This window comes from Caballeronia sp. LZ003, assembly GCF_031451465.1.
Taxonomy (GTDB): Bacteria; Pseudomonadota; Gammaproteobacteria; order Burkholderiales; family Burkholderiaceae; genus Caballeronia.
Genome location: NZ_JARUXJ010000001.1, coordinates 1,055,714 through 1,073,943, shown reverse-complemented (window position 1 = coordinate 1,073,943; position 18,230 = coordinate 1,055,714). Strand labels below are relative to the sequence as shown.

The 18,230-nt window shown below is 57.7% G+C and carries 19 protein-coding genes and 1 riboswitch; of the genes, 7 read left to right on the top strand and 12 right to left on the bottom strand.

From position 1 onward, the window contains the following. Positions 1 to 753: 753 nt before the first annotated feature. Genes QCE79_RS04955 through QCE79_RS04945 form a run of 3 tightly spaced genes read left to right on the top strand, consistent with a single transcriptional unit; the run spans position 754 to position 2,603 of the window. The gene (locus QCE79_RS04955; RefSeq protein WP_309842326.1) at positions 754 to 1,308 is read left to right on the top strand and encodes a TIR domain-containing protein; all 555 of its coding nucleotides are present in this window, start codon (positions 754 to 756) and stop codon (positions 1,306 to 1,308) included. A gap of 2 nt (positions 1,309 to 1,310) precedes the next feature. Next, complete coding sequence (locus tag QCE79_RS04950; protein ID WP_309842322.1) at positions 1,311 to 2,159, top strand: macro domain-containing protein; 849 nt, start codon at positions 1,311 to 1,313, stop codon at positions 2,157 to 2,159. Between the two features lie 3 nt (positions 2,160 to 2,162). After that, the gene (locus QCE79_RS04945; protein WP_309842319.1) at positions 2,163 to 2,603 is read left to right on the top strand and encodes an HIT family protein; all 441 of its coding nucleotides are present in this window, start codon (positions 2,163 to 2,165) and stop codon (positions 2,601 to 2,603) included. 51 nt (positions 2,604 to 2,654) lie between these two features. On the opposite strand, the gene QCE79_RS04940 is transcribed toward QCE79_RS04945, so the two are convergent. The 3 genes from QCE79_RS04940 to QCE79_RS04930 all read right to left on the bottom strand — a co-directional run bounded on the left by QCE79_RS04940 (position 2,655) and on the right by QCE79_RS04930 (position 4,719). Further along, on the bottom strand, positions 2,655 to 3,281 hold the full coding sequence (locus QCE79_RS04940; protein WP_309842317.1) for a hypothetical protein: 627 nt from the start codon (positions 3,279 to 3,281) through the stop codon (positions 2,655 to 2,657). A gap of 817 nt (positions 3,282 to 4,098) precedes the next feature. Next, positions 4,099 to 4,311, bottom strand: a complete 213-nt coding sequence (locus QCE79_RS04935) for a hypothetical protein (RefSeq protein ID WP_250464302.1) — start codon at positions 4,309 to 4,311, stop codon at positions 4,099 to 4,101. A gap of 132 nt (positions 4,312 to 4,443) precedes the next feature. After that, complete coding sequence (locus QCE79_RS04930; RefSeq protein ID WP_309842314.1) at positions 4,444 to 4,719, bottom strand: hypothetical protein; 276 nt, start codon at positions 4,717 to 4,719, stop codon at positions 4,444 to 4,446. 182 nt (positions 4,720 to 4,901) lie between these two features. On the opposite strand from QCE79_RS04930, the gene QCE79_RS04925 reads away from it, so the two are divergent. Beyond that, a complete protein-coding gene (locus QCE79_RS04925) occupies positions 4,902 to 5,255 on the top strand; it encodes a hypothetical protein (protein ID WP_244827571.1) in 354 nt (117 codons plus the stop codon). A gap of 69 nt (positions 5,256 to 5,324) precedes the next feature. Next, the gene (locus QCE79_RS04920) at positions 5,325 to 6,548 is read left to right on the top strand and encodes an MFS transporter (protein ID WP_309842312.1); all 1,224 of its coding nucleotides are present in this window, start codon (positions 5,325 to 5,327) and stop codon (positions 6,546 to 6,548) included. Here the strand turns inward: QCE79_RS04920 and QCE79_RS04915 are convergent. From QCE79_RS04915 to QCE79_RS04895, 5 genes are all read right to left on the bottom strand, one after another. Continuing rightward, entirely contained in the window at positions 6,545 to 7,000 is a 456-nt protein-coding gene (locus QCE79_RS04915) for a response regulator (RefSeq protein ID WP_309842309.1), read from the bottom strand. The genes QCE79_RS04920 and QCE79_RS04915 overlap by 4 nt on opposite strands. Positions 7,001 to 7,045: 45 nt before the next feature. Further along, complete coding sequence (locus QCE79_RS04910) at positions 7,046 to 7,678, bottom strand: response regulator transcription factor (RefSeq protein WP_244827568.1); 633 nt, start codon at positions 7,676 to 7,678, stop codon at positions 7,046 to 7,048. A 114-nt stretch (positions 7,679 to 7,792) separates the two neighbouring features. Continuing rightward, the gene (locus tag QCE79_RS04905) at positions 7,793 to 8,368 is read right to left on the bottom strand and encodes a bacterioferritin (protein ID WP_244827567.1); all 576 of its coding nucleotides are present in this window, start codon (positions 8,366 to 8,368) and stop codon (positions 7,793 to 7,795) included. A 198-nt stretch (positions 8,369 to 8,566) separates the two neighbouring features. Next, complete coding sequence (locus QCE79_RS04900; RefSeq protein WP_040048814.1) at positions 8,567 to 8,728, bottom strand: DUF1328 domain-containing protein; 162 nt, start codon at positions 8,726 to 8,728, stop codon at positions 8,567 to 8,569. 61 nt (positions 8,729 to 8,789) lie between these two features. Further along, a complete protein-coding gene (locus QCE79_RS04895; protein WP_132450940.1) occupies positions 8,790 to 8,966 on the bottom strand; it encodes a DUF1328 domain-containing protein in 177 nt (58 codons plus the stop codon). Between the two features lie 173 nt (positions 8,967 to 9,139). Between QCE79_RS04895 and QCE79_RS04890 the strand changes: the two genes are divergently transcribed. Both QCE79_RS04890 and QCE79_RS04885 read left to right on the top strand, forming a co-directional pair. Next, a complete protein-coding gene (locus tag QCE79_RS04890; RefSeq protein ID WP_309842300.1) occupies positions 9,140 to 10,627 on the top strand; it encodes a sensor histidine kinase in 1,488 nt (495 codons plus the stop codon). A 150-nt stretch (positions 10,628 to 10,777) separates the two neighbouring features. After that, positions 10,778 to 10,912 (top strand): entericidin A/B family lipoprotein, encoded by a 135-nt coding sequence (locus tag QCE79_RS04885; protein WP_244827565.1) that lies wholly within the window; start codon positions 10,778 to 10,780, stop codon positions 10,910 to 10,912. Between the two features lie 297 nt (positions 10,913 to 11,209). On the opposite strand, the gene QCE79_RS04880 is transcribed toward QCE79_RS04885, so the two are convergent. The 4 genes from QCE79_RS04880 to QCE79_RS04865 form a co-directional block, all read right to left on the bottom strand. After that, entirely contained in the window at positions 11,210 to 11,989 is a 780-nt protein-coding gene (locus QCE79_RS04880; RefSeq protein WP_309842294.1) for a DUF4397 domain-containing protein, read from the bottom strand. A 512-nt stretch (positions 11,990 to 12,501) separates the two neighbouring features. Further along, positions 12,502 to 13,371, bottom strand: coding sequence for a glycosyltransferase family 25 protein (locus QCE79_RS04875; RefSeq protein ID WP_309842292.1), 870 nt, complete (start codon positions 13,369 to 13,371; stop codon positions 12,502 to 12,504). A gap of 210 nt (positions 13,372 to 13,581) precedes the next feature. Further along, on the bottom strand, positions 13,582 to 15,738 hold the full coding sequence (locus QCE79_RS04870) for a hypothetical protein (protein ID WP_309842290.1): 2,157 nt from the start codon (positions 15,736 to 15,738) through the stop codon (positions 13,582 to 13,584). A gap of 981 nt (positions 15,739 to 16,719) precedes the next feature. After that, entirely contained in the window at positions 16,720 to 17,658 is a 939-nt protein-coding gene (locus QCE79_RS04865; RefSeq protein WP_309842287.1) for an EamA family transporter, read from the bottom strand. A 301-nt stretch (positions 17,659 to 17,959) separates the two neighbouring features. Continuing rightward, positions 17,960 to 18,099: riboswitch (TPP riboswitch) on the top strand. Positions 18,100 to 18,230 lie beyond the last annotated feature (131 nt).

Here is an 18,230-nt window from a genome sequence, read left to right as displayed (position 1 = left end):
CATGCACGGCCTCGACGATTACTACACTGCGACGCGGGCACAAGGCGATCGAATGACGGTTTGCAGAGTGAAGCGGCCGTCTGAACGTCTCACCGATGCGTCAGACGAAAGTCTCTTCATGGCCGATAGCACCAGTTGAATCAGCGTGCCGCCGTGCCGATGCCGGAAGTCTCCATTGTCAACGTCGTGGTGTTCGTGCAAACGAGCACTACCGGCCATGAATCGACGCTCGCTCAACAGTGACATATGGCTGAAACTTGGCGCGTTTGGGTCATTGATCCCATTTGATATCGGCTATTTACTCCGCGTGTGGAATGTGCCAGACGCGCGCGCCGGGGCGACGGTCGAAATGCTGTAAAAAATGGGAATCCCCGCAGAACGTCAGACCACGCCTGTCTATCGTCTGAAGGCCGTCGCGAATGGTTGACGATCCGCGCAGAAGCAGAGGGCGACCGCCTTCGCGTTGCGACCGCCAGTGTCAAGCGCGAGGGAATCACCACACGCGAACGGCACGCTAAGCCGCCAACCGGCTGTAACGTAAATGCACCGAGCAGATCGTGACTCGTCGCTTCTCCATCGGCTCGCCACACTACATGAATACGGCACACAAGCACCTGATTCTGCAGCATATGAGACTGTGATTATCTGCGCAGCGAGTTCCGTGCAACTGTTTTTTTGTCGCGTCGCAGGTTCAGGAATCGTCACCAGTTGAATTTTCTCGTTACAATACAAACGGCAAGCAGCAATAGGGATATGCCGAACGCATATCATGGTCGAGACGATTATTCCGGGGTGGATATGAGCTATCGAAACAAGACTTATGTAGCCTTTGCGAGCGAAGACATCCACTACTACCGTTTAATGGAGGCGTGGCGGGACAATGAACATCTCGAATTCAACTTCTACGACGCCCACGATCTTTACATTTCCCGCGATACCAGCAAACCAGAAACTATCAAAAGAAATCTGCGTGAGCGATTAAAGAATGCAAAACAAATCGTTTTGCTGGGCAGCAGTCATGCGAAAAAGAAGGGCGGCGACGGAATGTCGTTCTTGGCTCATGAGGTCGAAGTAATTATTGAATTAAATTTGCCCGTCGTTGTCGCGAACTTGGATGGGGATCGCAACATCGATACGGCGTTTATACCGACGCCTTTCCTCGACAAGGACTATTACACGCTATCCGTTTCCTATCAGCCGAAGATCATTCGATACGCCTTGGATAATTATGCCTCCGGATATGCAGGGAGAAACAACAAGGGCCCTCACTATTATCCCGATGAACACTATAAAAAAAATGGAATTTAAGCGTGAACATTTTGAATGACATGATGAAGTGGAGATTTTGGCGCCATTTCTTTCTCAATTTTTTTGCCTGTGCCGGCGCTATATCTGCCACATTGCAATTTACGAATATTCTTTTTCCAGCCTGGACGTATTTTCAAGGTATCCATACGCTGCTCGCGGTGATTTTGATCAGTCTCGTCGTTGGACTTTTCTTGTCATGGCCACGCCCCATCGAAGCTGCGTACAACGCCCCAAATATGCGTATTCGGATTATTAAGGGTGATATCCTTAAGCAGAATGAACATTTGGTGGTTGGTACTTGTGACACGTTTGACACCGAGACGCCAATCATTGCGAAAGAAAGTCTGCAAGGCCAAGCGCTTGACGTTCTCTTCGGCGGGGATCGGCGTGACTTGGACGAAAAACTATCTGCGGCTCTCCATGGTAAAGCCATTGAAGGTAAGATTGATAAGGAAGGCAAAACTCAACTTTACGGTATCGGGTCGGTGGCAGTTGTCAAACACGGTGGACGGAATATTTTCTTCTTGGCGTATTGCCGAATGAATCAAAGCAATGAGGCTCGTGCTTCCATTGACGATGTTTGGAAAAGTCTGTTGTCACTATGGGGCGCGATTTCCACGCATGGTAATGGCAAATCAGTTTCAATTCCTGTAATCGGTGGAGGGCAGGCACGCTTGTCGAGCGTGTTACCTGCACAAGATTCAATCCGCTTTATTATTTTGTCATTCATGTTTGCGTCACGGAAAGAAAAGATATGCGACGAACTCAGAATAGTCGTGCGCGACCGAGACTACGAGAAGCTTGATAGACTAGAACTGCAATCGTTCCTTTCTTCCCTCCGACCATCGTAACGTATGTCGAATATTGACCTTCCCGATGATGGAACCTGCGCTTTTTGCGCCTATCTTCGCGGAGAGCGCCCCTTTACCATTCTGGCCCGTACGGCACTTACAGCGACTTTGGTGACACGGGAACAGCGGGGCTATCCGCATTTGCTGATTCTTCCTGTCCGTCACATCAGTACAGTTTTGGACTTGACAAATGAAGAGGCGAGCGCGCTGATGATTGCAGTGCGCGACGCCGCCCACGCAATCGACGAGTGCTACGCGAGACCGGGAATCGCGGTATGGCAAAACAACGGCGTACCAGCCGGACAAGCTATTAGCCACGTTCACTTTCATGTCGCCGGAACGCTGGATGTTGGTGGAACCGAATGGGGCGATGTCCCTGAGCTATCCGTCGCTGACACAGACGACATTGCAGATAGACTCAGGAGTGCATTCAAGCGACCTTAAGAGCGCGGACAGGTTATCCGTACAGTCTGTCTCACACCGCTCCGCCGCGCTCTAAGATTTGAGGGTTTCTTGGGCTTTCGCTCCTACTCGCCGTGCGTGGCATATACGCAGCGTGGCGCGGTCCTGAAGAACGAAATAGTCTCCTTCGATTCCGACCAACCGGACTCCGTGAATGGCGGGCCAGCTGAATGCGGGCGACGCCTTGTATGGGAAAAACTCGTAAAGTCTGCGACGCACATCAGTTTCTACGTCGGTTAACTCGTCCCGCAGAACTCGATACCACATCTGCACTTCCATTGGGACGCCGCCCGCCATCACGGGTTTAGGGAATATGGTTCGACCATTGACCGTAATCGCATAGTTCGCACCGTTTGAACGCAACGCTTTGATCTGCTGCGGCGTAAAGATGTTTCCAGTAACCATGTTTGGCGCTATGTGCAATTCCGGCCAGTTGCGATCAACGATCTCCAGCAGTCGCGGGTTTTCAAAGAGATAGGGCTCGGCGTGAGACACAATGTCGATCAAGTAGGCTTTTTCGCCATCCAGACGCAGCAGCAAAAGTTCGGATTTTCCGCGCTCGCGAGATACGAAACCATCCTTGCCTGCGGTGTCAATGCTGTTTAAATGCAAGTGATGGACGCCCCATGACAGCAGCAGATAATCCTTGTGCGCAGGCACCACTGCCTGCTTCGAGAGGTAGGGCCTCACACTCTTGCCCTCTCGAAGTCGGGACGTTATTTCTTCCAGCGCCTTTCGGCGAACCTTGAACTTGGGGTTTTGAGTTAGTTCGATCGAAAATTGGACCGCATATGGAGTCGGCGGAATCGTTCGCTCCGTGTATGTACATAACATAGCGAACCGATCAAAGGCTGTTTCGCGTGCGTGCGCTCGATGCCCAAGACCACTCAATCGCTCGACGGTTAAGGAGTCAAGGTCGGCTATCAAGTCCATCGCCACAAGTAATCGCATACCGTCCGTTACGCGAGTTCAGGGTATCAGGATTTTAACTGTTTCAGCCTTTTGAACGGCCCGCCGCGCCGCTCGCCTGGGTCCGTTTGAGATATCGGCATGGGCCCGCGAGGGCCTTACGCGCGCCGAGACCTCGGGTAGGGTGTGCATTTTTCTGCCAACGCACTCTACAGCACTGTTTTTATATACAGCATATGACCGACCGAACGCCTTGTCTTACCGTGAGACTCATGCCAATATACTGTTCGTATATACAGTGCATCAGGACTTAAAATCCGCCGCCTAACGGCTTGCCGGTTCAAGTCCGGTCCCCGGTACCACTCGCCCATGGTTTCACGCTGAATCGACAGCATAAAGCCAGTCGTCTTTTATCGCGGCGCGCGCTGTTTCCGTTCAGACTTGAACGACCACGAACACAATTGAAACCATCACGCGGGTGATAGCGCTGCGGGCCGAGACCGCGCCCCGCTGCGGGATCTACCCCGTTGCGCTTTCCTTCGCCTGCCTGCTGCATCGATATCGCGGATCACACCGCATTCAACAAGCGTTCTGCATCCCTCACTGCATCGAACAAGGCTTCGATCGGCGTTTCGCGGTCGAGCAGGCAGAGATGCTCGATATCGAACGGCAACGCATCCACACCGATAAACCTCACGGTGCCTCCAAAACATTCACGTCCTCTTCCCCGGCGAACCGAGGCGATATAGTTCGGCGTGACGTAAAGCGCAACGGGCGTCATGGCAATCTCCGCAAACTGGCTTGAGCCGATCGGCGCAGGACCGAGCGGTAAGGCCAAGTCTAGCGGCCGATAATTCGCGCGCGCACCCTCGCCTCGCGGGGACGACATCCCTCCCTGCGCCGCCACCCGCCGTTACAACCCGTGCGCCAATACGCGCGCGATGTAGTGGCGCCCCCACGCCTCGCCATGCGCGAGGGCTCCCGCTATCGTCTCGAACGGACCGTGCGGGCCGATCATCTCGCCGGAATCATCGACCAACTGCGAGCCGTGCACCGCTTTTCCGTCGATGCGCGCCACCCGCACACGAACCGCATAGCCCGCGCCGGACTCGTTTTCGCTTTCTTCCGCGTTGAGCGCCAGCAGATATTCGCCGGCTTCGATATCTTTGCGCATGACGATGGCCTCCACAAAACGAAACGCTATCCGCCGATTGTGCTACCGCCGCGCGCCGCATGCACGACAGGCAAGCACGCCAGCCAGCACGACGCCAATGCGGTCACGCAAGCCGCGCCCGCATGTTATAAAGCTCGCCATCCCCTGATTTCGCTCCGATGCGCCCTCGCGCGGCCGAGCATTCACCCTGTTCACCAATGATTACCCGTTCCCGCCTCTTCTTGCTGGTCTGCCTTCCGCTCGTGCTTTTGTCCGGCTGCACTTCGTATTACCGCAACGTCGAAACGTGCAAGGACCGCGTGCGCGCCGAGTATCCCGACGCCGCAAGCGCGCCACTGAAGCTCACCGGATCGGGCGCGAGCTACCACGGTTCGCGCGTCGTCGTGCGCGGCGAATTCCCGACGCAGCCCAAGCCGCCCGCCACGAAAATCGTCCAGACGCCCGCCGCCGCCGAATGCACGTTCGCCGAGAACACGCTGACCGGCTTTCAATGGCTCGCGCCCGCCAGGCTCGTGAAGAAGCCGCAGCCCACGGACGATGCCGCGCAGTAAGGCGGGCGACCGGAAGCGCGCATCTCTACGGCGGCTCGCCGCCGTTCTCGCGCTCAACTCAAGGCAACCATGACCGCTTCGTCCGATTCCTCGAGTCATCATCAGCACTATTCGCGCGCCACGCTCTGGCTGCTTGCGACCATCGCGGGCGTATCGGTCGCCAACATCTACTTCAATCAGCCGCTGCTGGGCGATTTCCGTGGCTCGTTTCCCGGCAGCGCGTATCTGATCGGCGCGGTGCCCGCCGCGACGCAACTCGGCTACGCGCTCGGCATGCTCGTGCTAGCGCCGCTCGGCGATCGCTTCGACCGGCGGCTTCTGATCCTGCTCCAACTGGCCGCGCTCGGCGTGGCGCTCGTGGTGGCGTGCATCGCGCCGACGCTCGCCGTGCTGATCGCCGCGAGTCTTGCCATTGGCGTCGTCGCGACCATCGCGCAACAAGCCGTGCCGTTCGCCGCCGAACTCGCGCCAGCCGCCGAGCGCGGTCATGCCGTCGGCACGGTGATGAGCGGTCTATTGCTCGGCATCCTGCTCGCGCGGACGGTGTCGGGTTTCGTCGCCGAATACTTCGGCTGGCGCGCCGTATTCGGCGCTTCAGTGATCGCGACGATCGTGCTGGCGGTCGTCGTCGTTGCGCGGCTACCGAAGAGCCGTCCGACGTCTACCTTGCCCTACGGCAAGCTGCTTGTGTCGATGTGGCATCTCGCTGTCGAGAATCCCGGGCTTCGCGAAGCGTCGCTCACGGGCGGCGCGCTCTTTGCAGCATTCAGCGCGTTCTGGTCGCTGCTCACACTCCTGCTCGCTGGCGAGCCGTTTCACATGGGACCGCAGGCCGCGGGACTATTCGGTATCGTCGGCGCGGCGGGCGCGCTCGCGGCGCCGCTTGCGGGCAAGTCGGCGGACCGGCGTGGGCCGCGCGCGGTGATCACGTTGTCCATCGGGCTCGTTGCGCTGTCGTTCGTGGTGTTCGCGTTTTCGGCGCGCAGCATCGCGGGGCTGGTCATCGGCGTGATCGTGCTCGATATCGGCGTGCAGGCCGCGCAGATATCCAACCAGTCGCGCATTTACGCATTGAAGCCGGAGGCGCGCAGCCGCGTGAATACGGTTTATATGGTGGCTTACTTTATCGGCGGGGCGTTGGGATCGGCGCTGGCGTCGCTCGCCTGGCACGCAATGGGATGGACAGGCGTTTGCGTCGTCGGGCTGGCTGCGACGGCGCTGGCGGCGTTCAGTCACTGGCGCGGGCGGGAAGCGGCAGATTCGTTGGCGGGCTCCGGCGGCGGGGATCGCTAACCGCGCTCACCTTCTCTTTCCCGCGCGTGCCGGCAAAGCGCATCCAGCACCCGATCGAACTCCAGCGATTTATCGAAGAAATGGCGCACGCCATATTGCTGGCAGCGCTCGCGATACGTCGGCAACGCGTGATTGGTGAGCACCGCGACAAAGGCCTCGTCGTGTATGGATGCCTTGCCGCTCTCCTGCAACCACGCCAGTACCTCGATGCCCGAGCCGTGCCTGAGTTGCAAGTCGATGATCACCGCATGGAACCGATGCGACAACAGGAGCGCGATGGCTTCGTCCGGAGCCTCGGCGAACGCGGTCACGCGCCACGGACCGAGCGCGTCGATGGCTTCAGTCAGGCTGCGCCGGATCAGCGGCGAATCCTCGATAAGCAGCACCGCGAGCGGCGTGTCGCGCGTTTCGCGTTGCTGCGCACGGTCGTCGGTGATGATGTGCTTGCCCACTTCGGGCGCCCTCCGGTTCAGCTTGCCGTCCGACTGCGCGTCGCGCTATTCGATCAGGCCGTTCTTGATTGCGTAGTACGTGAGATCCGCGTTGTTCGCCAGTCTCATTTTTTCGAGCACGCGCGCGCGGTACGTGCTCACCGTCTTCACCGACAGATGCAATTCTTCCGCGATCTCAGTCGGAATACGCCCGGCCGCGAGCTTGCAGAAGACCTGAAACTCGCGCTCGGACAACGCCTCGTGCGGGCGTTCGGCGGCAGGCTTGTCGAGCTTGTCGGCGAGCGCGTCGGCGATGAATTCCGACAGATACCGATGCCCGCGCGCCACCGTGCGAATCGCCCGGACGATTTCCTCCGGCGCCGCGTCCTTGTTCAGATAACCGTTCGCGCCCGCCTTCAACAAGTTGATCGCGTACTGACTCTCGGGATAGCCCGACAGCATCAGCACGCCCTGCTCCGGACGAATCTGCTTGATGACACGCAAGGTATCGACGCCGTTCTTGTCGGGCATCGCGATGTCGAGCAACACCACGTCGAACGCCTGAACGCGCACGTGCGCGATGGTTTCGTCGCCAGTGGAGGCTTCCGCCGCCACTTCCATATCGGGTTCGTCCGCCACGAACTGCTTGAAACCGCTGCGTACGATCGCATGGTCGTCGGCTATCAGGACTCGGATCATTCGCGCTTGAAATCAGGGATGAGCCGCCATTGTACGCATGCGCCCACGCAAAAGATGCGCGGTCTCGGACGAGTTCCGCGCATCGCGTGACGTCATGCCGGCATGCCCTGCTATTTAGCCGTTACGGCCTTCCAGCAGATCGGCCATGTCGTCGGCGTGCTCTTCTTCCACCGCCAGGATGTCTTCGAAGATACGGCGCGTGGTGACATCCTTGTCGCCGAGATAGCGAATGATCTCCCGATACGTATCGATCGCAATCCGCTCGGCGATCAGATTCTCGCGGATCATGTCGATCAGGTCCGAGCCTTCCTTGTACTCGGAATGCGAGCGCGACTTCAGGCTGTCGGGTGCGAAGTTCGGCGCGCCGCCCAGTTGGACGATGCGCTCCGCGAGCGTATCGGCGTGTTCCTGTTCCTCGTTGGCGTGTTCGAGAAATTCGGCTGCGACGGCTTCCGAATGGATGCCCTTGGCCATGAAATAGTGACGCTTGTAGCGCAGCGTGCAGACGATTTCCGTCGCGAGCGAGTCGTTCAGCAGCTTGAGCACGACTTCGCGATCCGCGCCGTAGCTCGGCGTGACCGGGCCCTCGTCCATGTGCGTGCGCGCATCGGCGCGGATCTTTTCCACGTCGAGGACGAATGCGTCTCGCGATTGAGTCGGCGCGGCTTGTACAGCAGACGATTTGGACATTTGGTTCGCTCCTTGATATTTGATGAAAGACGTTCGCTGGAGCAGGCCTACGCGTGCCGCTTCGTTCATAGGGCCCTGCTATCCAATCAAAAACTCCGATGCACGCGCCATGCCTGCTCCCACCAATGCCTCGCAAAAGGCGCGGAAAAGGCGCGGGCCGCGCGAGCGGCCCGGTGCGGCAAGGCTTTCAGGCGTACGTCAGGTTCGGAACACGCCCAGCAGCAACGTGACGACGAACACCACCAGGAAAATGTAGAAAAGGATCTTGGCGATTTCCGCGGCGCCCGCGGCAATGCCGGTAAAGCCGAACACGGCCGCGATTATCGCGATGACGAAGAAAACGGCAGCGTAATGAAGCATGGAATCCCCCTGACTTGCTTTTGATGGTCTGATTCAGGTTCGGGCGCGAGTGAGTTGGTCGCTAATCGACTATTTTCTTGGTGACGACGAAACCGAGTACCAGGAACACGACGCACAAAATCAGGAACAGCACGAACAAGAATTTGGCGATGGTCGCAGCGCCCGCCGCCACACCCGTGAACCCGAGAAGACCGGCGATCACGGCCACGATCGCGAAAAACAATGCCCACTTCAGCATGATCGTTCCCCGTTGGAATGATTGAAAAATGATGACGAACCCATGCTAGCCGTGCCTTTGGGCGCGCGCATCCGGGCTGGCTCCTTTTTTGCTGTGGGAATCCACCGACATCCGCTTTCAAACGGCTTTGCCGGCGTGGCTCACGACGCCCGCCGGAACCGCAGAAACACACCATGAGCCACGTTCTAAAAGACGCCGCGCCGGCAGCATCTGAAACTCCACAGGGACTCGCCCGGCGCGCGACGCGTATCAACGAATGGATGCATCGCTATAGCTGGGCGGTCGCGATGACGGTGGCTATCGTCATTACCGTCGGCGGGCTCGTGATTTTGGAATCGGGGCGCATGCGCATCGCGGCCGAGTACGAGACCGCGCTCGATGCAAAAAGCGCCACCGCGCAGTTATCGTCGCTGGCGGCCGATATCGCCACGCTCAGCGCCGAGGAACGCGGTTTCGCGCTCGCCGCCGACGACACCTACAAGAGCCACTTCGCGCAAACGGCCGGGCGCGTGCGCCGCGCGTTGACATCGCTCGATAGCTATTACCGCCGCATCGGCGATGACGCCGCGCTTGCGAGCTTCGCGCAGATTCGCGCGGCCGCCGACGAGAACATCGCGCAAGGCGAGGCGCATCTCGCCGATCTGTCGAAGACGCCCGCGGATGCGGAAATGCGCGCACGCGTCGTAGCGACGCCGTCGCCCGACACCAGCGCCACGCTCGATGCCGCGCTCGCCCTCCTGCGGCTGAACGAAGAGCAACGCGCGCAGCACGCGCTCGATGCAAGCCGCGCCGATCAGCGCATTTCCACGCTGTGCGTCGGCGCGTTGTGCGCGCTCAACATCGTCCTGTTCCTGCTGCTGTTCCGCAATCTCGGTATCCAGTTGGACAAGCAGGACCGCGTGCAGAAGAAGCTCATTACGCAGCAGGAGGAACTCGACCGGCTCGTGTTCGAACGCACGCGTCAGCTCGAAGCGCTCGCGTGGCATTTGCAATCCGTGAGCGAAAACGAAAAGACCGAACTTGCGCGCGAACTGCACGACGAACTCGGCTCCATTCTTACCGCGAGCAAGATGGATGTCGCGTGGGTGCGCGGCAAGCTCAGGACGAGCGAACCCGCCATGTCCGACAAGCTCGCGCGCGCCATCGGCAATCTGGACCAGGGAATTGCGCTCAAGCGGCGGATTATCGAAGACATGCGGCCGACCGTGCTTGCCAACTTCGGTCTCGTGACCGCGCTGCGCTCGCTCGCCGATGAAGCCGCGCAACGCAACGGCTGGAGCGTCGAATTCGATCTTCCCGGCGACGATGTGAAGCTCGGCGAGGCTATCGAGATCGCGCTCTTTCGGGTGGCGCAGGAGACGCTCACGAACGCGGCGAAATACGCGCGCGCGAACCGTATCGAAATCGCGCTCGCGCTCGTTGGTGACGACGTTGCGCTCGCTATCGCGGATGACGGCATCGGCATCCGTCCGCAGGATTTGAAGCGCACGCAGACGCACGGCCTGGTCGGCATGCGTCAGCGCGTGTCGGCGCGCGGCGGGCGCTTCGAGATCGAACGCGTGGCGCCGCATGGCACGCGCATCAGCGTGTCGATGCCACGCGAGCGCAGCGCGGGCACGTTCATCGATGCAAGCGCGCCGGCGGCCGTTCCGCTTGCCTGATTACGTAGGACGATACTTACGCCAATAGCAGAGACGGCCGACACCAAAAACCCGTGTGCGCCTACAGCGGCGACTACGCCGCTTTTTTATGATTGATCACAACGGAAGCCTCGAAGGGCTACCCGAATTTCTAATTCAAGGGGAACACACATGACTCGAATCATCGCTTTGCTGCTGATCGCCGGCACCGCCGCGCTCGCGGGCTGCAATACCATGTCGGGCGCGGGCCAGGATATCTCGAAGGGCGGTCAGGCTATTTCGAATTCGGCCGAAGAGCATAAGTAAATTGGCCGCGGCGCGGTGAGCCAGGCGCTCATCGCGTTGATGTTTCGTGCTGATTTTCTGTCGTCCCGTCATGTTTTTTGGCGGGATTTTTTTCGTTTATCTTTAGTACGTGAGAGAACGTGGATGCGTGGCGCCTGAGGCTTGCTTGCCTCGCGTGATCGGCGACGTTCGCACGTAGGTAGGCGGCCGGATGTCTGCGAGGGTCATAAACCCGCTCCTCTTCGAATGAAAAAACCCCACGCATGCGGCAGCGTGGGGTTCGTCGATGTCTGCGCCCTGTTACCCGGGCGCTTCTAATTACAGCGTGTCCGGCAGCTCGATTGCAGGCGTCGTGGTATTGCCGCCCTGCGCAACGAGCACGCGAATCTTGTTCGGGATCACTTGCGACAACGCGTTGCCTGAAGGCAGCGTCGTCACGAGCCAATCGGCGTTGTTGCTCAGATTGAACGGTGCCGACGCATACACCGGCGTCTTCGAACCCGGCAGCGTCGCGACCAGCTGATACGTCCCGCCGTTGACGTAGAGCGAGTCTTGCGTCGTTGCCGGCACGGCGTTCTTGAAGCCGACGCCCGCCATCGTCGGATTGACGGTCGCGATGTTCGTCCCCGGTGCGACCAAATACAAATCGAGAGTCTGCGCATTCGCCGACGCATTGAAGCCGCGCACCCGCGCGCTGTTCGAGAGCAGGCCCTTGTCGAACGGATCGTCGATCACGGCGATGGACGGCAGGAAACCCGCGTCAGGCAGCGCGATCACCGTGTACTCGTGACCCTTGGCGTCATTCGAGATGCTCGTGTCGGTCGCGAGTTGCGTCGTCGTGTTGACGGCGGCGTAGGAGAAGTTCTGCTGGCCCGTATCGATGTTTGCGAAGTTCGTCACCGTCTGGTAGCCGAGATTCGCTTGCAGCACCTTGCCGTTGTCGTAGAAGTCGACGTTGGGGGCACTCGGGATCGCGTGGATGAAGTGGACTTCTGGATTCGTGAGTCCGAGTTCCTTGCCTACGTCGTCGGAGCCGCCACAAGCGGACAGGATCGAGGCGACGGCGGCAAGCGCGGTGACTGTGCGGATGAGCTTCATGTTTCCACCTTCCTTAGCTTTAATCATTGATTTTGTTGTCCGGTCCGCGCTGCGAGCACCACGCTTAAGTGATCATGCGTATTGCCCGGCGCGCCTCGGAAGACCCCTTCTCTCTTTTGCTTCTATTCCCTTGAACGACAGGCTTTTCGCGTCATGCCGATGAAACTGTCGTTCGAGGGTGACGGCATTGAGCAATGCGCATGCCCTGCATCGGTGCGCAGAGGCGGCAGATATGACGGGGAGCCTTGCGCCGCAAGGATTTGTTATTCGTTAGAGGAATTGCTCGGGCCGAGCTGGAAGGCCGATTAAAGCGGCGCCGGATAGGAGCGAATGCAGCGCGCGGAGGAGGTTTTTACAAAAGGAAAGGCGGAAGGCGCGCTGGTTGAACAAGAACAGGTCACCGCCGTACCAAGGCACCGAGCCGAAGTTCCAAATAAGGTACATCTGACCATTCGCCAACATGGTGAAGTCCGCCATAGCAGACAACAAGCCAGTGTTTTTACTGTCTCCACTCAATAATCGGAAGAGCGCGACGTTTCGTATAGTTTCATGCCAAGCGTGTACTCAGGCGAACTTTCCGTTTCGCCGATCATGACCGCTATTTTGGCCATATCCAACCGGTGTTCTCCAGCGAACAATAGACGCCGAATAGCGTTGGCAAGCAAAGCATCTGACATGTTGAGGTGAAGAAATTTAAATTGTTCGTAGGGAATAGTCGAGATGTTTTGAAACTCGGGCGTCGCTATGAATGGGACAGTAATGTTTGCATTGAGCTGGCCACTGGCAATCCAATCTCTATATAGGATATCTACTGCTGCATTCGCGTCCTTATCGTCCGAAAAAAGCCGATGTAATGTCTTTTTTCCCTTGGGCGTTACGACATAAGAGGCGGCGCAATAAGCGAACACACCGCGAGCATCGATAATGCTTACCGTAGAGAGCGCGTGTCGCTCGACTTCCAAAGCGTCGCTACGCAGCCGATTTTTCAGCCGACCTTCAGCAAGCGAAAGCAGGTAGGGAGTCTGTGCGCGAAACGCCACACAGTCAAGAAAGAGTACATCGCAATTTGGAAAGCTATCAACGAAACCATTGAGCGTTGCTTCATTCAGAATGCTCGGGAAATAGCGACTGAGCTCTACATCATCCTCCAAGATTAGAACTGCCGAGTCATCCTCGGAATTCAAGATTGCTTCAGTGTGAGACTGTCGGCAGGCCCAAACGCTGTTTTCGGCGGCATTGTCAAAAGGTCCGTTAGCGCGACCATCAATTGCCGGAAAGCGTGTGATCCAATCTGCGCATCCAAGTTGTTTTAGCTGAGCTTCAATTGACTGTCGTCGTTCCTGACTTCGCTCCAGATTTATAAATCTGCCTTCTAGCATCATGGTTTTTAACCCTAACCAAATCTTTTTTTAGACATTTAACAGCAGGTAGACTCTAGCGCTTTTTCCAGCCTAAACGCCTAATCAAACTGACACTTATGCCGAAGCATTCAGATGATGATTTTTCAAAGCACAAGCGCCGGTTCGCCCGGAAGCTCGGCTGAAAATAATCGCGGGGGATTGGCAAGTAGCGCCCTTCCCCCGCGAAATCGCTTACCAGCGATAACCCGCCTGCGCCTTAAGCGCAACTGGGCCGCCGCTCGCCGACGAAACGGCCACGCCGACATTCAGGTTCGTCGTCGCTTGATACGCTGCCGCAACGCCGACAGCAGTCGAGGTGCCGTAATTCCCGACAGCTGCGCCAACCCATTTTTCACCGGTATTGAGCATCGGAATGCTCGGAATAGCCAGGGTCGACGCGGCTGCCCGGTCGCTGTAATGCTTCATCTCGTTCTTGGCATCCGCGACGGCTCGATCGGTATATACGTTCGCGCCGGCAATCGCGTTGTCGGTGTACGAGTCTGCCTGCTTCACTGCACTGGTCACTGCGCCATTCAGTTGATCGACATTCACCGCATCCGTTCCCTGCGTACCGGTGGCGACATTCTTAATTTGACGCGCGCTTTCAGCTGAGCCCACTGAAACAGTGTTCACGCGGTCCGCTACCGAGTTGGCGCCGAGGGCGATAGACCCGTCTGCGCTTGCATGAGCGTTCGCGCCTACTGCCAAAGAATGTGCAGCACTTGCGATGGCAACTTCTGACGAATCGCCATCAGCTGCAAAGAAGGAGCTTGAGCCGCCCGACAGTGCGACGACGGGTGCCGCGCCTACATTCGAAGTTGCGCCGACGAGCGACGGCGTGCCGACTTCGGACACATCGGCGCTTACGTGCAAAGGCGCGCCAACGAAGGTTGCTCTCACGCCACCCTGCATAGCCGAGATGTTCGCTGTGTTTTGTGCAACCTGAGCGCTTACCGCGTTCAACTGCGACATATTAACAGCGTCGGTGTCGCCGACTCCACTTGCAACACCAATGATTCGCCTGCTATAGCCAAAGTCGCCGCCGACACTGACCACGTTGTCCAGGCCGTAATCGTTAGAGTTTGCCCCCAGCGCAACTGAATTGACTCCATACGATTGCGCGCCGGAGCCCAACGCAAGTGACTTGATGTTTTGAGCGTATGAGCCATTCCCGAAGGCGGCACTTTGCTCCCCTTCAGATCGGCTAAAACCGCCCGCGGCAACGCTATACCATCCCGAAGCATTCGATTCGGCACCAAGGGCTAACGTGAACTTGTCAGTAGCTTGCGCGCTACCCCCGAGCGCGACCGCACTGAACTTCAGTGCCTTCGCTTCGTTGCCGAGGGCAACTGCATAACTGTCAGCGCCCACTGCACTGCCGCCGATCACCACCATGTTGTTGCCGCTAACGTTTATATAGCGCCCGATCGCGATACTGCTGTCCCCGGTTACTTGAGTCCGCGTGCCCAAGGCAATCGAATTAGGGCTATTCGCCTGCGCACTCCAACCCGTCGCGATCGCGCCATATGCGCCGGCGTAGGAACCTTCGCCAATCGCAATTGGGGCATCGCTACTGCCAGCGGATGCGTGATTCCCTAACACGGTACTGCTACCCGACCCGGATGCTCCGTTGCCAACAACCAAGCTGCTACTCGACCCGGATGCGCCAATCCCAACTACCAAGCTCCTATCAAGCGCACGTGCATTGGTTCCGAGCGCCGTACTATAACTATCGGCATAGGAACCAGCGCCAAGCGCAGTCGCACTATAGTCCCCACCCCAGGCATTCGTACCGATAGCGACACCGTTCAAACTCGCCCGGGCGTTCGCTCCAATTGCCGTTGCATCGGCATAGCTGGCATTCGCATGGGGCCCAATAGCGACGCTATTTTGTTTCGCGCTCGAACTTGCTCCAATCGCAACGGCCGCGAGATCACCCGAGTAACCGTCCGCAGTCGATGACACCTGTGCGCCGTTTCCAATAAGAACGCTACCTGTAACATCGTTGTATTGATTGTTCCCGATCATCGTTGCGCTGGCTTTGGCTACATTGCTATCGCCAATCACCGTCGCCGTGGCATTTACCGTATTGTTATCGCCGTAAATATTCGTTCCATCGCGCGATACCCCGGATGCCAACGAGTCGCCCCAACCCGTCACCGTCCCTGCAAATGCGCTTGACGTAGCCATCGCTGCCAAGCTGGTAAGCACCGCCAGCGTGACTGGTTTGAACCGAAAAGCATGAAATTTCATATATAATGATCGTATAAGAAAGACAAGTTGTGATGCGTAATTGCGCTGCGTTAGACGCCCGGCCAAGGTTCGTCTAACGTAGTTTTTTGTAGGCACGATAGTCGTCGCTAAAGCCTCCTTTATTGCTGTGCCAATGCTCGGACCGTTGTTAATAGAAACGCGGCGATAGCGGGTTGGCTGCATTGGTTTGGACAGAGATGCACCAATGACCAAAGACTCCGCCAAAAATCAAGCAATTCGTTTTTATTCTGTTGTTATCTCGTATTAAAAATCATCCATATGCCTTGAATGGCGTTTCTAAGCTCAACCTACTTCAGGATGGGATGGAGCCAAAGCGGATACCGAGGAATTTTGAAGGTCCTGCTCTTACTCGATTAATCAACCTGCTTCCAAACACTATAACCAATGTAATTGAAAGCAATGAAGCAACGCTTCAAATTTTTCGAATTTGCTTATTTTTGAGTCTATCGGGACTACACCCGGAGGGGGCCATTGCGCCTTGCATAGCGGACATGCAGCATTATGTCTTCATGAACGCAGCTCCATGCACACAAGTATGTGCTACGTTTTTTAAAAAACAATCGCTCAAAGAAGCTAAATATAAATGTGGATGTGGTCGCTACAGCGCGCCATTCATTCACGTGACATGAGTTATTTTCAGACGCCTATCGTGTGACGGACGTCGTGTGCAGACGCGGGAGGAAGTGCCCGGCAAGCTTTTCATTGGACGCCACCTGATCGCGCTATAACGCGTCGGTAGAGGAAACAGCAAGCTGTTTTAGCTCAAGCGTCCATCACCTGATCGAGACCATTCGAATTCGCGGCTAACTAGTTGCACTCGCGGCGGTTCGTGCTACGGCGTGCTATGAGAAAGGGGGATGGTGGCTCGGAAGCGCGCGAGATTTCTTAGGTAATGAAACTGATGACGTAACGGACCACGGTGCTTTTTCTAACAAGTCAAGTCAAGTCAAGCTAGTCCCGATTCCTATCTACGATAGTTGCTATCTTTACAAGAAGCGTCGGGCGGCGATTCAGTTTTATTCGACAGCCCTTGCCTACAAGGCCAGATTCCTGCGCTCAAACCAACTCCCGCCGCCGATAATCAAACCAAAACGACAACGCAACGCTCATCAAAATCACGACCGTGGCAACAACCGTCCACTGCGTGATGATTTCCCCAAGCAACAAAGCGCCCAATAAAACCGCGACGACCGGATTCACGTAAAGACAACTCGTCGCGACAATCGTGCTCGTGTTCCGAATGAGAAAGTTATAAGCGACATACGCGGCCATCGATCCGATCACGACGAGATACAAGAACGAAAACCCCGCGCCCATGCTCATCGTGCCAAGGCGCTCGCCTGACACGAACGCGATGACAGTCGCGATAAGCCCGCCAAGCCCGATCTGCAACGCAGTCGACATCAGCAGATCGGAAGGCTGCGAAAGACGGCTTGCCAAATGCGCCCCGCCCGCCCAAAAAATTGCCGCGCACAAGATGGCAAGCGTGCCGACGGTCGAGCTCGGCGAGGGATCGCCATGATTGAGCAACACGATACCCACGAGACCCAGCGCCACCGCAAACCATTCGCCCTTCGCCACACTGCGCCCGGCAAGCGCGGTGAAGATCGTCGCGAAGAGCGGCACGGTAGCCACCATCACGGCAGCCGTGCCGGTTCCCACCGTGCGCATGCCGTAAGCCATCATCCCGCTCGACAAACCTTCGAGCAAAGTCCCGACGATCGCTGCATTCCGTACTTCACGCGCCGTCGGCCACACCGCCTTGCGATGCACGGCAATCGCGAAGAGACCGACGCCAGCGCACAGGTTACGCAGGCCGCCGAGCATGAGCGGCGGAAACGATTCGAGCGCCAGGTGAATGCCGAGATACGTCGATCCCCACACGAGATAAACGACGGCCAACGCGAGCGCGACGCGTCCCTTGAGGCTGCGAGGAGCGCGAAACGGAAAGCGGTCGGGAAAACCGAGCGGCAGACGCGGAGGTACGGCAGACATGCATTACTCCGCGAAGCGCGCCCGGATCGGGGCAAGAGACTTGCAATGGGGACTGCCGCCAATCGACCGAACGGGGCATGAGCTTGAAGAACGCGCGCGCCAGGTGACGAACGAGGCGGGACTGACGATGGACGGCATGACGGAGCGAAAGAAGTGCGGAAGCGACAGGCGGGGCGACTGCTGACGACATCCGGGTAAGTACCGAAAATCGCGCGCTCGCCATTATGCAGTAAGCGCCTGCGCTTCAGCGCAAACTTCGCGAACGGTTGCCAAGATGCCACGCCACGATGTATGGTGACGCCTGCTAACGCGGGGGTCCTGCGTTGCACATCGCGATTCGTCCGGCTGCGTCGACTGAATGGCCCGTGCAATGTGGGTGAGAAATACCCTTTGAACCTGATCTGGATAATGCCAGCGCAGGGAAGCGTTCGGGCCTCGGCGCACGGTATCTCTCTCACGCGCCACGTCTTCTCGGGCCCGCACCTTTCCATCTCGTTCCTCCCTGTCTAGCTCCTGAATCAGCCGAGCTCGCCGGCGTTCGTTTGTTCGTCGTTCATTCGATCGCCCGCGTG

Bases quoted from the DNA above. Each gene is read 5' to 3' on its own strand.
- QCE79_RS04895 (WP_132450940.1), bottom strand. From the start codon at position 8,966: ATGCTGAAGTGGGCATTGTTTTTCGCGATCGTGGCCGTGATCGCCGGT.
- QCE79_RS04935 (WP_250464302.1), bottom strand. From the start codon at position 4,311: ATGACGCCCGTTGCGCTTTACGTCACGCCGAACTATATCGCCTCGGTT.
- QCE79_RS04890 (WP_309842300.1), top strand. From the start codon at position 9,140: ATGAGCCACGTTCTAAAAGACGCCGCGCCGGCAGCATCTGAAACTCCA.
- QCE79_RS04945 (WP_309842319.1), top strand. From the start codon at position 2,163: ATGTCGAATATTGACCTTCCCGATGATGGAACCTGCGCTTTTTGCGCC.
- QCE79_RS04920 (WP_309842312.1), top strand. From the start codon at position 5,325: ATGACCGCTTCGTCCGATTCCTCGAGTCATCATCAGCACTATTCGCGC.
- QCE79_RS04955 (WP_309842326.1), top strand. From the start codon at position 754: ATGCCGAACGCATATCATGGTCGAGACGATTATTCCGGGGTGGATATG.
- QCE79_RS04875 (WP_309842292.1), bottom strand. From the start codon at position 13,371: ATGATGCTAGAAGGCAGATTTATAAATCTGGAGCGAAGTCAGGAACGA.
- QCE79_RS04900 (WP_040048814.1), bottom strand. From the start codon at position 8,728: ATGCTTCATTACGCTGCCGTTTTCTTCGTCATCGCGATAATCGCGGCC.
- QCE79_RS04885 (WP_244827565.1), top strand. From the start codon at position 10,778: ATGACTCGAATCATCGCTTTGCTGCTGATCGCCGGCACCGCCGCGCTC.
- QCE79_RS04905 (WP_244827567.1), bottom strand. From the start codon at position 8,368: ATGTCCAAATCGTCTGCTGTACAAGCCGCGCCGACTCAATCGCGAGAC.
- QCE79_RS04925 (WP_244827571.1), top strand. From the start codon at position 4,902: ATGATTACCCGTTCCCGCCTCTTCTTGCTGGTCTGCCTTCCGCTCGTG.
- QCE79_RS04865 (WP_309842287.1), bottom strand. From the start codon at position 17,658: ATGTCTGCCGTACCTCCGCGTCTGCCGCTCGGTTTTCCCGACCGCTTT.
- QCE79_RS04880 (WP_309842294.1), bottom strand. From the start codon at position 11,989: ATGAAGCTCATCCGCACAGTCACCGCGCTTGCCGCCGTCGCCTCGATC.
- QCE79_RS04910 (WP_244827568.1), bottom strand. From the start codon at position 7,678: ATGATCCGAGTCCTGATAGCCGACGACCATGCGATCGTACGCAGCGGT.